The sequence below is a fragment of the Nocardia xishanensis NBRC 101358 genome, from assembly GCF_001613365.1.
Taxonomy (GTDB): Bacteria; Actinomycetota; Actinomycetes; order Mycobacteriales; family Mycobacteriaceae; genus Nocardia; species Nocardia xishanensis.
In genome coordinates this window covers 61,485-78,344 of record NZ_BDCF01000013.1, presented here as the reverse complement: position 1 = coordinate 78,344, position 16,860 = coordinate 61,485, and the positions used below count along the sequence as shown (strand labels likewise).

Sequence of the window (16,860 nt, the reverse complement as noted above, 5' to 3'; positions counted from 1 at the left end):
TCCGCATTCGGAATTCGCCCGGCCGTCGCGGCGCGGTGCCGATGTTAGTGTCTGCTGGTGACCGACCACCTGCGCTCCGGCCTCCGCATCGGCATCCTCGGCGCGGCCCGCATCGCGCCCGCATCCCTGATCGCACCCGCGGCGCGCAGCTCGGAGGTGGTCGTCGCCGCGGTGGCCGCGCGGGATCGGTCGAGCGCGGAGCGGTTCGCGCGAAAGCACGGCATCCCCCAGGTCTACGACAGCTATCAGGCGCTGATCGAGGCGCCCGATCTCGACGCGGTCTACATTCCGCTGCCGAACGGCCTGCACGGCCGCTGGACTCGGGCCGCCGTGCAGGCGGGAAAGCATGTGCTGTGCGAGAAGCCGTTCACCGCCAACGCCGCAGAGGCGCGTGAGATCGCCGCGCTGGCAAGCGCTTCCGATCGCGTCGTGATGGAGGCTTTCCACTACCGCTACCACCCGCTGATATCGGCCGCCGAAGCGATCATCGCCTCCGGCGAACTGGGGACGCTGCGGCGGGTGGAGGCCGCGCTGTGCTTTCCGCTGCCCAAGTTCTCCGACATCCGCTACGACTACGACCTGGCGGGTGGCGCCCTGATGGACGCGGGCTGCTACGCCGTGCACATGGCCCGCGTGCTCGGCGGTGAGGACCCGGAGGTGGTCGCGGCGCGGGCGAAGCTGCGCGAGTCGCGGATCGACCGGGCGATGACCGCCGACCTGCGCTTCCCTTCCGGGCACACCGGCCATATCCGGTGCTCGATATGGTCGGCCGACGTGCTGCGCGTCGGCGCCACGGTCGTTGGGGATCGCGGCCGGATGCGGCTGGTCAATCCGGTGCTGCCGCATCTGGGTCATCTGCTCTCGGTCCGCTCGGAGCGCGGCAGGCGGGTGCGTCGTTTCGCGCATCGGACCTCCTACGACTATCAACTCGACGCCTTCGCCGCCGCGGCGCTACGCGGCGAGCCGGTGGCCACCGAACCGAGCGACGCCATCGCCACCATGACCGTCATCGATGCCATCTACCGGACCGCGGGCCTGCCACTACGCCAACCGAGCTGAGGTCTCGTCGAGAAAATCGACGATGTGCCCGAACACGTCCAGCGCCGCGCCGCAGCCGATGAACGTGTCGAGGTGACCGTAGGAGGGAATCTCGGTGTAGCGGACATCGATTGCCGGATTGCGCGCCGAAAGCACCTCGTAGCACAGCTTGTTGGAATCGATCCAGGCCTCGTTGCGGCTGCCCGCCAGCAGCAGGACAGGACAGTCGATGCGGTCGGCGTGGTCGAGCGCGTTCTCCGGCAGCGCCGCGTACCTGTCGTCGTCGACATTCCAGCGGACCACCGCGTGCGCCAGCTCCATCTGACGCAGGTGCGGCAGCACGGAAAGCGGTATCGCGCCGAACAATTCGGCCAGCCGGTCGTGAGTGCGCGAATCGAGATGGTCGTGCTCGAACAGCTTGGCGCCCATCCCCCAGCCGTGCTGCACCATCCGGCAGGTCGGGTCTGGGCAGTCGCCTTTGCGGGACAGCGCGGCGTACAGCAAGGTGCGCCGGGACCAGAGCCCCACCTTGCGGAAGTCGGATTCGATGTGGCCGACGCGCGAGCCGAGCAGTTCGCTGCCGAGCAGCACCCGCACCCGCGCGGACGTGCTGACCTTGGGCGTCAGGAAGACACCCTGCGCGACCACGCCCGCGAGTCCGGGCAGCAATCCGGCCGTCATGCTCAGCGAGAGGGCCAGCGCACCGATGCAGTGCGCTACGACGAACAGCGGACGATCCCCGATTCGCGCCCTGATCTGCGCGAGCGCCGCGGGCAGGTCGTAGAGCGCGACATCGTCGAAGGTGTAGTGCGGGCCGGATTCGTTGTACGGCAGGCGGCAGCTGCCGCGCCAGTCGAGCAGCCAAGACTGATAGCCCGCGTCGGCCAGGACGTCGGTGACGTTGCGGATCTCGGGGAGCGAGAACATCTCCGACGACACCCCGTGCCCGTGCACCAGCAGCACCGCGGGACCGTCCGCCGGCCCGACGCGGCGCAGGGCGAGGTCGACGCCGTCCGCCGTGCGGAACGAGATCACCTCCGCCGCATCGGATTCCGTCGCGAGGGATCGCAGGTCGGTCATCGGCGGTGCTCCTTACGCGCGGCCCGGCGCAGGTCAAGCAGGTCGATCCCGACCCGGAGTATCGGTTCCATCAGTCCTTTGCCGAGCTGGCCGCCGAACCAGCTGAGCCACAGCAGTTTCGCCAGCCGCTGCTGGCGTTCGGGCAGTCGCGGATCGATCCGGATGCCGTCGATCTGGTCGGGCAAGTAGGTGTGCATGGGAACGGCGACTTCGCCGCGATACGACGCGGGCTCCCCGGCGCGTCCGATCTCGATCACCTGGGTGCCGAGCTGCCGGACGAAGCGCCTGCGCGCCGCGGCGAACTTGTATCCCTCCAGCCACCACTCGCCGCCGGACGAATCACGCAGCGCCAGGCGGTAGTGCATGAGCGGATGCCGTACTTCGTGACGCAGCGGAATCCCGTCGTGCGGCCGGACGGTCGCCGTCCCTTCGACCGTGAGCGGCTCGTCGTGCAACCGAGCGCAGGTGAGCTCGCCGGTGACGTCGAGCGTGCGCGCGCTGAACACCTGCGCGCCGCTCGCGACGGACAGGGTCAGCCGCAGATCGCACGGTATGTCGGCGTCGAATCCGACCGGACCTACTGTGCCGGTGAGGGTTTCGTCGAATCGCAGATAAGGTTCGTCGCCCGGCTGCGGGCCGAAGCTCGCCATGGCCGCGAGCATCCGGCCGCGCGCCGCGCCTGATGCGGCGGGCGCGGGCAGGCCTTTAGCGGTGACGAACGCCTCGGTGCGAGAGGCCGACGCGGGCGGCGCGGTGACCATCGCCGCGAGCTGTCGCCGGGCGACGGGGCTTTGCAGCACCTGCGCCAGCGATTCCAGTTCCGGTACCGGTTCTTCGCGAATCGCGCGGACCACGTCGTCGCACCACTGTTCCCAGTGCCGCACGCGAATACCCATGCCGCCCAGACGCGTTTCGGCGACGACCTGATCGAGCGACGTGGGTGCGCCCGTCAGGTGATAGGTGTGCCCCCAGGCGCTCGGCGTGCCGACGATCTCCGCCGCCACCCGGCTGACCCAGTCCACCGGCGCGGCGTTGAGGTATCGGAAGCCCGGCGCGGTGCGAAAGCGCAGCAGCGCCGCGGTGATTCCGGCGTTGAGGTCACGCGGATTGTGTGCGCCGGTCTCCGGGTGGCTGCCGATGCCGCCGGGGCGAAGGATGGTCACCACGAGCCCGTGTTCACCCGCCCTGCGCAGCACGGCCTCGGCGGCCCATTTGGATCGGTCGTAACCGATGGGCAGCGAGGCGACGTGGGCGGTCGGGTCGTCCTCGTTCAACGTGGCGGCGTCCGTTCCGTTGAACACCGCCAGCGACGAGATGTGGTGCAGTGGTTTCGGCCGGTCGGTGCAGGCCAGTTCGGCGAGGGTCAGCGGGCCGAGCACGTTGGTCCGGCGCAGTGACGGATAGCCGCGCAGGAAGTCCACCGCGGCGCCCGCGTTCACAATGGAATCGACCTCCGCCGCAAGCGTTTTCCATCGATCCTCGGAGAGGCCGAGCCGGGGTAGGCGCAGGTCGCCCGCCAGCGGGGTCACGCGTCGCAGTATCTCCCGCGACCAGGGCAGCGCGAAGCGCCGGACGGCGTCCTCCAGGCGTCGAGCGGCGTCCTGGTCGGCGTCGGCGCGGATCAGGCACACCACGTGGGCTTGGCTGTGGCGCAACAGATCGAGCAGCAAGTGACTGCCGAGGAAGCCGGTCGCCCCGGTCAGCAGGATGCGGCGCGGCGCGAGCCGCTCCGGCGCCGCGACGAGCGGCAACCGGTCGGTGCCCGCTAGATCGGTGAAGAGCTGGGCGAGATCGTCGGTGTCGGGCTCGGTTTCCGGCTTCTGTTGCGCCAATGCGGCTTCCGGATTATCGGCCAGCCACCGCTGCGCCAGCCTGCGGGGGCGCGCGTCGAAGAACACCGTGTCGAGATCCAGGTGGATGTCCAGCTCGCGGGCCAGTGCCGCGACGAGTTCCACCGCCGCGAGGGAGGTGCCGCCCGCGTCGAAGAAATCGGCGTCGGGGTCGAGTGGCGTCGCGGTGAATCGGTTCGCCACGGCGGTGACGGCCGCGGCCAACGCGTCGGCGTCCCTCGGCGGTGCGGCGGGTCCGGTCTCGTCCAGCCGTGCTGCGCCGTTGCCGCCGGCGTCCATGGACCGCGCACCGCCCTGGGATTCGCGCACCGGCGCAGCGACGTCGCCGCCGGTGCGCGCCAGCAGAGCGGCGACGTCCAGCCCGGCGGCGCCTCCTTCGAGGGCTTCGCCGCGCACGCGACGGTCGACGGCCGGATTGCGCACCGTCGTCCGCTCGTCAGCACCGGTCACCGGTTCATCTCCTCTTCTCCTCGCGCCGCTGCGGTTGCCCAGGACTTGAACTCCCGCAGGTGATCCGGCGCCGCGGATACTTCCAGCCGCGCATCCTCTTCGATGCCGCCCAGCTGCGCGGCCAATCGGCGAGCGGGTTCGTTGCGGCCGGTGTGCTCGACCGACATCCGCACCATCGAGCAGCCGAGGGCGTCGGCTCGGTCGGCCACCCAATGCAACAGCCGCTCCTCGACGCCGCGGCCGAGTGCGCGGCAGCTGAGCTGCCAGCCGCGAATCCGGAGGGTCTCCGCCTCCGCGCGCAGGGCGAGTACCGCGATCAGCCCGTAGTCGCCGAAGCGGTCGCGCGCCGTCGCCGTCCACACCTCACCCTCGTCTCGCCACGTGGCGAGATCGTCGTGGGTGACCGCGGCGAGGGTGAACTGATTCGTCCGCCGCACGAGCTGTTCGGCGCGCAGCGCGGTGGCGTCGGAGATCGGCTCGATGGCGACCTCGAGGTTCAGCCCCGCCAGAAACTCGGCGAATTCCGCGGTGGCCCTGGCCTTGTCGCGCTCGCCGTCCTGGCGGTAGAAGTCGGCTCGCGCGCGGTCCTCCGCCGTCGCCGCGATCGGAACCATCGGCCACAGCCGCGCGAGGAACGACTCCAGTTCCGCGCCGGGAGGGCACGTCACCGACAGCACCTCGGGCAGCCGCGCGCGCATGCGCGCCACTTCGACCGGGTTGTCGTCGAGGTAGCAGAAGCTGTCGAGGCCGAGCCGCAGGGCGTGTGCGACCTCCTCCAGCCGCTCCGGCTTGCCGTCCCACCCCGCCGAGACGGCCGCGAAATGCTCGCGACCCAGCGGGCTGTCGGGCCGGCCGAGGATCGCGTCGACGATGTCGGCGTCGTTGTTGGTGAGCAGCACCAGCAGTGTTCCGGCGTCGCGCCAGTGCAGCAGCCTGCGGGCCAACGCCAGTCGCGGCTCATCGAAAGCGACAGCGGCGGAACCGATCTCGCCCGCCGTTCCGCTCCACAGGGTGTCGTCGCCGTCCACGGTGATCACCTTCGGCGCCGGCTCCGTCACCGAGGCAGCGGTCGCGACCAGGGTCAGCGCCACCGCCGCCTGGAATTCGGCGGTGAAGGGCAGATGCGCCAGGATTTCGGTCCGGTCGTCGAACGGCTGATCCACCGGATGGCGGCGCGTCCATTCCACCGCTTCCAGCATCGCCACGCCGGGCCGGTCGACCAGGCGTTCGGCGACCAGCCGCTCCCACTTCAGCAACCGTTCCTCCGCGCGTGCCGAGGGCAGGATGCCGACGATGACCGGCCGGTGCGTCCGTTCGACCACTTCGAGCACGGCCGCCGGGATAGCGGCCGCCAGTTCGGCGAGCTGGTCGTCGGAGAGCGCGCCGAAGCGTTCCAGATCCGCCGCGCGCAGCAGCACGATGCCCAGATCCGTCGACGGCTGCGCGAACACACCCGACGGGTCGCGCAGGCAGGACAGCACATGGTGGTAGGGCGCTTCCGCGACGGTGATCGGCGTGGCATCGGACGCCGCCGCCGTCATCAGCTCGGGCAGCCTGCCGAGCGCGAAGGTCGCCCCCACCGCCGCGCGGAGGACGGAAACTTGCTGCTGTCCAGCGCTTTCCGGCCGGGCGGCGGCTCCGGGGTCGGCGACGACCGCGGCGACCGTCGCGAGGTATTCCGTGCCGAACTCGGCGCAGGTGTGCGCGTCGATGATGTCGCTGTTGTAGGTGAACCACAGCTGGCCGGTGTCGGGCAGCACCGCGACCATGAGATCGAGATCGGAGTAGCCCGTGCTCACCGGAACGAGCGCGGCTGGTGCGACGGCGGAATTGGCGCGCAGATAGTTGAAGTACACCTCGATCATCGGCGCGTTGTCGCGGTAGAGGCCCTCGGCGGCCAGCGCGGCGAGCACATCGGCGAAGCCCGCGCCGGGCGCGAGCAGATTCCGCAGTCGCTCGCCGGTGCGCCGCAGCACGTCGGCGACGAGGTCGCCGGCCGAAGCGGCCGCCGGGAACGGCACGGGCACACCGAAATACCCGACGGCGGCGGTCGCGTCGGCGTGCATGCGGGTGTCCACCGGAACCGCGAGCGCGAACCGGTCGACCTGCTGACGCCGGGCCAGCAGAATGGTCAGCGCGCCGAGGAACACGGCGGCGGGGGTGATGCCGAGGTCTCGGGCGCGGTCGGCGACCCGGTCGTGCAATCCGGCGGGCAGGTCGAGCGCGATCGACCCCGCGCCGTAGCTACGGCTGGCTGGACGCGGATGGGCCAGGGTCAGGTCGAGCCTGCACGATCCGGAGAACGCCTCGCGCCACCGGGTTTTCGCCGTCTCGGCAGCGTCGTCGCGACCGCCGGACTGCGCGGCGAGCAGCTGATGCATATCGCGGTTGGTGACGGTGTCGTCGAGCTCAGCGCCGGACAGTTCCGCGGCCAGCTCGCCGGCGACCAACAGCATCGACTGCACATCACTCATGCTGTGGTGCGCGCCGAAGAGCAAAGCCTGCTCACCGGATTCAGCGTTGAGCAGCTCGAACCGCCACAGCGGGCCGGTCGCCAGGTCGAACGGACGTGCCATCAGCTCCGCGAACCGCTGCTGCACCACGGTGTCGTCCAGCAGGTCGAGGTCGCGCCATCCGGCCAGCGCGCCGGGCTCGCGTCGGATCTCCAACTGCCTGCCGTGCTCGTCGCTCGACCGGATGGTGGTGCGCAACGCCGCATGCCTGCGGGCCAGCCGCGCCAGCACTTCCTCCAGCCGCGGCCGGGTGACTCGCCCGGTCAGCCGCACGGCGACGCCGCCGGTCTGCGCGGCGCTCGGGATGCCGAGTTGCTCGGTGCGCAACAGGCGCATCATGTCCCGGGTGACCGGCAGCACCTCCACCTCGGGCACCTCGACGGCCATCGCGGCGGAGCCATCGGCATCGGCCTGCCGCACCACCTCGCCGACGAGGTGATCGGCGAGGTCGGCGAGACTCTGCTCGGTGAGGATCGTACCGAGCGGCACCGAGATTCCGGTGTGCTCGCGCACCTTGTTGCGCAGTTCCACCGCCATCAGCGAGTCGAGACCGAGGCTCTGGAAAGTCTGCTCGGCCGCGACCGTTTCACCGCCCGCGTGGCCGAGGACCTCCCCGGTCCACTCGGCCAGCGCGGCGAGGGCCAGCGCGGTGGCCTCAGGGCGCGGGACCGCGCGGAGACGTTCGGCGAAGCGCGAACCCGCCGCCGCGTCGACGGTCGCGCGGTCGGCAACGGCCCGCCGGGGCGCACGACGCACGAGCCCGCGCAGCAGCGGTGGGACCGCGGACGCGCGGCGCAGCACATCGGTGTCGAGCAGCAAGGGCACCAGCAGTGGGTCGCCGACCCGCAGGGCCGCGTCGAAACAGGCCATGCCATCCGGCACCGAGAACGGGCGGACGCCCGCGCGCGCGATCCGCCGGATGTCGGCCTGCGCCATATGGTCGTGCATATCGACCTCCCACGCGCCCCAGGCCAGCGACTGAGCGGGGAGTCCGACCGCGCGGCGACGCAGCGCCAGCGCGTCGAGATACGCGTTGGCCGCCGCGTAATTAGCTTGGCCCGGCGTGCCGAACAGGCCGCCCGCGGCGGAGAACAGCACGAACATCGACAGTTCCCGGTCGGCCGTCAGCTCGTGGAGGTGCTGTGCCGCGTCGACTTTCGGACGCAGCGCGGCGTCGAGCTGTTCGGCGGTCAACGCGCCGAAGGTGCTGTCGTCGAGGACGCACGCCGCGTGCACCACACCGGCCAGCGGCAGGCCGTCGAGCAGCCGCGCCAGCGCCGGCCGGTCGGCGATATCGCAGCGCGCGAATCGCACGCGCACGCCCCGGCTTTCCAGCTCGTCCCGCAGCTCGGCGCCGCCGGGTCCGTCGATGCCGCGACGGCTGACCAGCACCAGGTCTCTGGCGCCGTAGGCGTCGGCCAGATGCCGCGCCAGCGCGGAACCGAGCCGTCCGGGCGCGCCGGTGATCAGCACGGCCCCCGCACCGAGCGACACCCGGCCCTCCGGCGCGCGCCCTGCCGCTTCCGGCAGCCGGGTCAGGCGCGGTGCGAAGGCCGCGCCTGACCGGACGGCCAGCTGCGGTTCTTCCGCTGCGAGGAGCGCGACGACGTCCACCTCGCCGTCGGCCGCGTCGATCAGCGTGATCCGGCCGGGATTCTCCGACTGCGCAGAACGCACCAATCCCCACACGACCGCGCCCGCCGGGTCCGGGCTGTCGACACCGAGCAGCGCCACCGCCCGGCGCGTGCGCACGACCAGACGCGCACGCTCGAATCGACTGTCGGACAACAGCGTTTGCAGCGCGGCGAGGACGCGTTGGGCGGTGTCGTGCACCTGGCTCGGCGAATCGCCTTCGGGCACCCGCAGCACGATCACGTCGCGGACCACCGGATCGGCGGGATTCCACTCACCCAGCGTGAGCGTCCGGTCCGGCGCGGGCAGGGGAAGCTCCGACCACTCCATCCGGAACAGCCGACGGTACGCGGGCGCGAGCGCGGCAGCGTCCCACTGCGCCGCGGCGACCGGACGCGACAGCACCGAACCCACCGACACCACCGGCTGCCCGGCGCGGTCGGTCGCGAACACGCTGACGGCGTCGGGTCCCGACCGAGTGAGCCGGACGCGCAGCGCGGTCGAGGCGGAGGCCCACAGCGTGACATCGGTCCACACGAAAGGCAGCAGGGCATTCGCGCCGTCGGCAGCGAACAGGGCGGTGGCGTGCAACGCGGCGTCCAGCAGTGCCGGATGGATGCCGAATTTCGCGGCATCGGCGTGGGCGGCTTCGGCGAGTTCGACCTCGACGAAGATGTCGTCGTCGCGGCGCCATGCCGCCCGCGTCGCGCGGAACAGCGGACCGTAGTGGTGCCCGCGGGCGAACAGCTTCGCGTACAGGTCGTCGACGTCGACGCTGACCGCGTCAGCGGGCGGCCACGCAGACGAATCTATCTGCGCGGGAGCGGGTTCGGATTCCGCGGCCAGCGTGCCGTCGGCATGGAGCGTCCATCGGGCGTCCGGGTCCTGCTCGGCGCGGGCGTAGACACGCACGGTGCGGCGGTCATCGGCTTCGACACCGCCGACGACGGTCTGGATCTGCAAGGCCCCGCGCTCGGGGACCAGCATCGGCGCGCGCAACACCAGCTCCCGCAGCACCGGGCTGCCCACCTCGTCACCGGCGCGAACGGCCAGTTCGACCAGCGCGGCGCCGGGCGCGAGCACCGCGTTCGGCCCCGCGTGGTCGACCACCCACGGCTGCTGCCTGCGCGAGAGCCGCCCGGTCAGCGTGAGTCCGTCCGAATCCGGCTGCGGCACACCGGCGCCGAGAATGGGATGAGCGACGTCCTGGAGTCCGAGAGACCCGGAGTCGCGGTGCACGGGGTCGGTCCAGAATCGCCGTTCGTCGAAGGCGTAGGTGGGCAGGTCGACCCGCCCGTGGTCGGGAACCAGCCGGGTCCAGTCGAGTTCGTGGCCCGCGACGTACAGTTCGGCCTGTGCCCTGGCCAGGCAGGTGGGTCCGGCCTGGTCCCGCGCCAGCGAACCAACGGCCACCACCTCGCGCCCGAGCTTCTCCGACACCGTCTGCACGGCCGCGGTCAGCGAGGGGTGCACGCCGAGTTCGACGAAGTACCGGAAACCGTCGGCGATCATCCGCTCGATGGTGGTCGCGAACCGCACGGTCTCGCGCGCGTTCCAGTACCAGTAGCCGGGTCCGATCGGTTCGGCCGTCATCGGCTCGCCGGTCACCGTCGAATACCACGGCGTGGCAGGGGAATCCGCGGTGAGGTCGGCCAGTGCGGCGGTCAGCGGCTCGCGGATGGCCTCGATCAACCCGCAGTGTCCCGCGAAGCCGGGACCGGAGGCGCCGAGCCGGGTGTAGATTCCCGCGCGGTCCATTTCGGCGAGCAGTTCCTCCACCGCCGCCTGTTCCCCCGCCACGATCGTGGAGCGAGGCACGTTGACCGCCGCGATGGATATCCGGCCGTCGAAATCCGCCAGCCGATCGCGCATCTCGGCCTCGGGCAGGCCGATCATCGCCATCGCGCCCGGTGCGGTGACGGCCTGCATGAGGCGGCTGCGCGTCACCACGATCCGTGCGGCATCGCTCAATTCGATGACACCCGCGCAGTAGGCGGCGGCGATCTCGCCCTGACTGTGGCCGACCACCGCGTCAGGGGTGACGCCGGCGGCCCGCCAGGTGGCCGCGAGCGAGACCATGGTCGCGAACAGCAGCGGCTGCACGACGGGGAAGTCGACGAGGTCGGCGGCGGTCATGGTGTTCAGCCTGTCGACCAGCGACCAGCCGGTGTATGCGCCGAAAGTCTTGTCGCACTGCGTGAATTCGGCGCGGAACTCCGCGGAGCAGATGAGCATGTCACGCGCCATCCCCACCCACTGGGTGCCCTGCCCGGGGAAGACGAACGCGGTCTTGGCGTTGGTGAGCACCGGGCCGGAGCCGACGACGGCGTCCGCCGACGATCGGCCGTCCACCAGATCGCGCAGCGCACCGACCATCTCGTCCCGGTCGCCCGCCACGACGACCGCACGCCGCTCGAACTGGGTGCGCTGCAACGCCAATGCGCGAGCGACCGGACCGGGCTGCAAGCGAGGATCGGCGAGCACGAGGTCGAGCAGCCGTTCGGCCTGACCGTGCAGCGATGCCTCACTGCGGGCCGATATCGGCAGCAGTGCGACCAGCCCGTCCTCGCTCGCCGGGTCCGGCGCGATCACGGGCTCGGGTGGCGCCTCCTCGAGAATCAGGTGCGCGTTCGTTCCGCTGAGCCCGAAGGCGCTCACTCCGGCGCGGCGCGGCCGCTCGCCGCGCCGCCACGGCATCGGCTCGGCACGCACCGCCAGACCGCTTCTCACCCAATCGATTTGCGGTGAAGGCACGCCCACGTTCAAGGTGGCGGGGATGCGCTCGTGGTGCAGTGCCAGTACGAGTTTGACGATGCTGCCCACGCCCGCGGCGGCCTGGGTGTGGCCCACATTGGATTTCAGCGATCCGATGCCGAGCGGCCGCAGCGGATCACGGCCAGGCCCGAACACCCGCGCCAGTGCGCGCGCCTCGATCGGGTCGCCGAGCGCCGTCCCCGTGCCGTGCGCTTCGACATAGTCGATATCGTGCGGCGCCAGGCCCGCGACTCGCAGCGCCGAGCGCAGCACCTGTTCCTGCGCCGCGCCGTTCGGCGCGCTCAGCCCCTGGCTGCGACCGTCCTGGTTGACGGCGGAACCGCGAATGACCGCGAGAACCGGGTCCCCGTCGCGGCGGGCGTCGCCGAGACGCTTCAGCAGCAGCAGACCGGCGCCCTCGGCCCAGACCGTCCCGTCTGCGTCGGCGGAGAACGGCGCGCAACGGCCCGTCGGCGACAGCACGCCGAGCCTGCTCAGTTCGATGTGGGCGGTCGGTGACATCAGCAGCGTGGCGCCACCCGCCAAGGCCAGATCGCACTCTCCCGCGCGCAGCGCCTGCATGGCCAGATGCACCGCGACGATGGACGAGGAGCAGGCCGTGTCCAGGGTGACCGCCGGGCCGTGCAAGCCGAGCGTGTAGGCGATCCGCCCGGACGCGACGCTCGGCGAAAGCCCCGTTCCGACTTGGCCGTTCAGCTGTTCCGGCGCGACGTCGGCCAGATAGCCGGTGCTGTAGACGCCGAGATATACGCCGGTTTCGCTGCCGTGCAGGGTGCGCGGATCGCGACCCGACCGCTCGATCGCCTCCCAGGCCAGTTGCAACATCACGCGCTGCTGCGGATCCATCACCGCCGCTTCGCGCGGGCCGATGCCGAAGAAAGCGGCGTCGAAACGGTCGATGCCATCGACGTATCCGCCGCGGAAGGTATACGCCTTGCCGGGCGCGGAGGTGTCCGGGTCGTACAGCCCGTCGATGTCCCAGCGACCCGCCGGCATCTCGGTGAGCGCGTCACCGTCGCCGTCCAACAGCCGCCACAGCGCCTCGGGCGAGTCGGCCGCGCCGGGGAACCGGCAGGACATCGAGAGGATGGCGATCGCGTCGTCGTCGTCGGTGGGAGCGGCCTCGGGCTCCGCGGTCTCGGCCGCACCCGGCCCGTCCAGCACGGCGGGGGCGAGCGCCGCGGCCACCCCGTCGATCGTGGGATGGTCGAACAGCAGGTTGGTGTCGAGAAAGCGCCCGACGAAATCCGACAGGTCGACCACCATCTCGACCAGATCGGCAGAGCCCAAACCGAATTCGACCATCGGCCGGTGCACGTCGATGCGTTCCGGATCCAGCGCCGCCTGCCGCGCGATCGCCGTCACCAGCCAGGATCGGATCGCCTCCGCGGACGGCTGCGCGGCGGACTCGGCGGTCTCCGGCTGCACGGTCTGCGGTTCCGCGTCGTAGTCGTCGAGCTCGTCTTCCGGCGACCGTACCGGGCCCGCGAGCAAGGCGAGCAATTCTCCGGACAGATAGGCCGCACGGCACGCCGAACGCTGAATCTTCCCGCTGCTGGTCTTGAAGATGGTTCCCGGCCGAATCAGCAGCACCGCCGCGAGGCCGATCCCGTGCTCGGCCGCCACCGCGGCGCGAACGGCGCCCTCGATCGCGGCGAGCTCGCCGGGATCCTCGCCGCGCACCTCGGCGACGACCACCGGCTGTTCCCCGTCCGGCCCGACGTCCAGGGAGAACGCCGCGACGCATCCGGCACGGACGGCATCGTGCGCCGCTTCGACGGTCTCCTCGATGTCCTGCGGATAGTGGTTGCGGCCGTCGACGATCAACAGATCTTTGCGCCGACCGGTGACGAAAAGTTCTCCGCTGGAGAGGAATCCGAGATCCCCGGTACGCAGGAAGTGGCGCTCGTCGCCGGGCAGCCGCGTACCGAACACCTCGGCGGTGGCTTGTTCGTCGCGGAAGTATCCGGCGGCGACGCTGCCGCCGGCAACCCAGATCTCGCCTTCCTCCCCGGCGGCACGCTCGGCGCCGCTCTCCGGATCGACGACCGCGATCGATATCCCCTCCGACGCCTGTCCGACGCCGACCAATTCCGTTGCGCGAGCGTGGTTTCCGTCGGCGGCACCGCGCGCGACATCGAGGAAGACCGGCGGCACCGCCGTGGCGGGTGCGGTCACGATCAAGGTGGCCTCGGCCAATCCGTAGACCGGCTGGTGCGCTTCGGCGCGGAACCCTGCCCTGCCGAAGGTTTCGGTGAAGCGCCGCAACGTCGCGGCTCGCACCGGTTCGGAACCGTTGAACGCCACCCGCCACCGGCTCAGGTCGAGCCGATCGATCTGCTCCGGCGCGATCCGGCGCACGCACAGTTCGTAGGCGAAATTGGGGCCGCCGCTGGTGTGGGCGCGGTAGGCCGAGATCGCTTGCAGCCACCGTTCGGGGCGCTGCAAGAAGTGCAGCGGTGACATCAGCACCGAGTTCCCGCCGAGGTAGACGGTGTGCAGCAGCGGCGCGATGAGTCCCATGTCGTGGTACATCGGCAGCCAGCTGGCGAACAGCGCACCGTCCCACGACTCGGCCAGCTCACGGTCGTGACCGAGTCCCGCGGCGATCGCCGCCTGGTTGTGCAGCAGATTCCCGTGCGTGAGCAACACGCCGCGCGGCGCGCTGGTCGAGCCGGAGGTGTACTGGATGAACGCGACCGAATCCGGCCCGAGATCCGGCTCCCGCCACCGCGTTGCCACGTCGTTCTCGATCTCGTCGGTCGCCAGCCATCGCACGCCCGCCAGCTCGGGAATCTCCGCGCAGAGCGCGGCCGCGTCGGCGACGACCCGCCGCGGCGCCAGCACCACATCGACCTCGGCGTGCGCCACCATCCGCCGCAGCCTGCGCAGCGACCGGTTCTCCCATTCGGGCAGCGGCGCCGGGACGGCGACCACGCCCGCCGCGAGGCACCCGAAGAACGCCTCGGCGAACTCGGGGCCCGCCGGATAGAGCAACAACGCGCGCCGCGGCATCGAATCCTGGAGTGCCGCGCCGATCGCCCGCGCGCGGAGACCCAATTCGGCGTACGACATTTCGCGGACGACACCGTCGACATCACCGCTGTCCATGAACCGATACACCAGATCGCCCGGCCGGTTCTCGACCCGAGCGAAAAGCGTATCGACGAAAGTGTTTAGCACGAACTACTTCCTCTAGCGGTGATGTGACCCGAGACCCGACCGATCCCGCCGCCCCGAATGGAGGAGGAGCGGCGGGCGGCGCGTTATGCGACCGGCAGCGGCAACAATATAGCCGTCGTGATACCTCGAGCCGAGGCTATCAAGATCGAATCCAGCGCGCCGGGCCCCGAAAAATGGGGGCACCCGCTGCTCGACTCTCTTTGCGCCCGCGACTATTTCATGTTTGCGTCTCGCCCGGACAGCGATCAGGATGGCTGCGTGTCGCACACTCCCCTATCGCTGCGTGAACTCCCCTTGCTACGCACCCGCCACCTCGGGCAGATCGGTGGACTGATGCGGCCGGGCACCCACCATTCCCCCTTGCTGGAACTCGGGGAACGGTTCGTCGTCTCGCCACCGGGATTCCCGGACATGCTGGTCACCCACGACATGGACGACGTGCGAGAGCTTTTCGCCAACCACGACGATTTCTCCGTCGGGCAGGTGCTGAGCCGGTTCTCCAGCCACGACGCGATGTTCGGCAAGCAGACGTTGATCTTCCTCGACGGCGACGAGCACCGCCGCGAACGCAGGCTGTTCGCTCCGCCGTTCCAGAGCAAGGCGCTTCGATCCTACGAAGAGCTCATGGTGGAGGTGGTCGAGCGCGAGCTGCCCACCTGGCCGGTCGGTGAGCCGTTCGAGTTCCTGAAGGCGGGCTACGACCTGGCCATCGGCGTACTGCTCGCGGTCGTGTTCGGCGATGTGGCGCCTGCCCGCCGAGATCGGCTGAAGCAGGCCGTGAGCCAGTGGTTCGGGGAGATCGAAAGTCGCGGTTTCCTCGCCGTCACTTTGCTCACGCCGCTGATCGGCGGCTACACGCTGCCCTACCCGCCGCTGCGTCGCCGCCAAGCGGAGGTCGACGCCGTGATCATCGAGGAGATCGCCGCGCGCCGAGCCGAACCCGGCGATCGGAGCGGCCGGAAAGACGTGCTGTCCCGGTACGTCGGCACCGAACTCGATCAGCACGACGACGCCGCGCTGGCCCGCAACATGCGCGGCATTCTGCTCGGCGCCTACGAGACCACCGCCATCACGCTCGGCTGGATCGCCGCGATGCTGGCTGGCCACCCGGAGGCCATGGCCGAACTGGACGCGGCGGCCGACGCGGGCGACGGGAAGCGGCTCGACGCGTACCTGGACGCCGTAGTCGCCGAGACGATGCGGTTGCGCCCGGTCTCCCCGTTCACCGGGCGCCGCGCCCTGCGCGACACCGTGCTCAACGGAATCCGTATTCCCAAGGGCGCCATCGTCATCGTCCCGATCCTGCTCATTCACGAATCACCCCGGCATTACACCGATCCGATGGTCTTCCGCCCCGAGCGTTTTCTCGAGGAGCGACCGAACGGCCAGACCTGGCTGACCTTCGGCGCGGGCGCGCATCGTTGCCTGGGCGCTCAGTTCGCCCTCGTGGAAGCCAGGATCCTGTTCCGGACCGTGCTCGAGCAGCGCCGCATCCAGGCCGCGCCCGGTCCCATCGAACCGCCACGCCGCTACCACACCGGCCTCAGCCCGGCCGACAACGCTCGCATCACCCTGCTGCCGCGCTGAGCCGGAAGGCCGCCTACACTCGCCGTACTGGAACCTGTTCTACAAGGTGGTGGTGCGGTGCCGGAAGAACTGATCTTCGCGCTCTGGGGCGTCGGCGACCTGCGGGACGCGGGTCTGACGCGGCAGCTGGTCGCTGCGGGCGCCGAATCCGTGCGGCTGAACATCTCCGACGCCGACGTGGCCGAGGCGATGCTCCGGTTGACGACCTTCGACGCGCCGATCGACGCGGTGCTCGCCCTTTCGTCCTCGACCGGCTGCGACCGCGCGGCCGTGCTCGCGGCGCTCGGCGACGTCGCCGAGCGTTGCGAGGGGTGGCGGGTCGAGGTCAGGACGCCCCTTCCGCCGCCTCCGGTCGCGATCGGCGAGCGCGCGCCGGGGCTGGCCAACGTGGCGTTTCTGCGCAGGCCGCCGGAGCTGCCGTACGACGAGTGGCTCGATCATTGGCGCAACCGCCACACCGAGGTCGCGATCGCAACCCAGGCCACCTTCGGCTACGTGCAGAATCGCGTACTCGAGGCCGTCACCGACACCGCACCGGACATCGCCGCGGTGGTCGAGGAGCTGTTCCCGCTCGAGGCGCTGCGTGACCCGCACGCCTTCTACGGCAGCGGCGGCGACCCCGCCGAGCTGAACCGGCGGATCGAGCGCATGATGACCAGTGTGGTCGCGTTCGGCGCCGACCGCGATATCGACGTCGTCCCCACCAGCCGGTACGTATTGCACTGAGCCGCAGAGTATTCGGGGCCCATCAC

Annotated in this window: 6 protein-coding genes; 3 read left to right on the top strand and 3 right to left on the bottom strand. The window is 70.6% G+C overall.

Annotation, left to right across the window (positions count from 1 at the left end; genetic code table 11):
• The first annotated feature begins 57 nt into the window (after positions 1-57).
• A complete protein-coding gene (locus tag NX1_RS12725) occupies positions 58-1,059 on the top strand; it encodes a Gfo/Idh/MocA family protein (protein ID WP_068057973.1) in 1,002 nt (333 codons plus the stop codon).
• Here the strand turns inward: NX1_RS12725 and NX1_RS12720 are convergent.
• From NX1_RS12720 to NX1_RS12710, 3 genes are read right to left on the bottom strand one after another with little or no spacing between them, the layout of a single operon-like run.
• Positions 1,042-2,118 (bottom strand): alpha/beta hydrolase, encoded by a 1,077-nt coding sequence (locus NX1_RS12720; protein WP_068057971.1) that lies wholly within the window; start codon positions 2,116-2,118, stop codon positions 1,042-1,044. The genes NX1_RS12725 and NX1_RS12720 overlap by 18 nt on opposite strands.
• Positions 2,115-4,418, bottom strand: a complete 2,304-nt coding sequence (locus NX1_RS12715) for a thioester reductase domain-containing protein (RefSeq protein ID WP_245668472.1) — start codon at positions 4,416-4,418, stop codon at positions 2,115-2,117. Before NX1_RS12715 ends, NX1_RS12720 begins: the two co-directional genes overlap by 4 nt.
• Positions 4,415-14,521 (bottom strand): type I polyketide synthase, encoded by a 10,107-nt coding sequence (locus tag NX1_RS12710; protein WP_068057969.1) that lies wholly within the window; start codon positions 14,519-14,521, stop codon positions 4,415-4,417. Before NX1_RS12710 ends, NX1_RS12715 begins: the two co-directional genes overlap by 4 nt.
• Before the next feature lie 258 nt (positions 14,522-14,779).
• On the opposite strand from NX1_RS12710, the gene NX1_RS12705 reads away from it, so the two are divergent.
• The gene (locus NX1_RS12705) at positions 14,780-16,108 is read left to right on the top strand and encodes a cytochrome P450 (protein ID WP_068058215.1); all 1,329 of its coding nucleotides are present in this window, start codon (positions 14,780-14,782) and stop codon (positions 16,106-16,108) included.
• Between the two features lie 57 nt (positions 16,109-16,165).
• Positions 16,166-16,834 (top strand): EthD domain-containing protein, encoded by a 669-nt coding sequence (locus NX1_RS12700; protein ID WP_157119704.1) that lies wholly within the window; start codon positions 16,166-16,168, stop codon positions 16,832-16,834.
• Positions 16,835-16,860 lie beyond the last annotated feature (26 nt).

Coding starts and splice junctions, on each gene's coding strand:
- NX1_RS12720 (WP_068057971.1), bottom strand. CDS start 2,118: ATGACCGACCTGCGATCCCTCGCGACGGAATCCGATGCGGCGGAGGTG.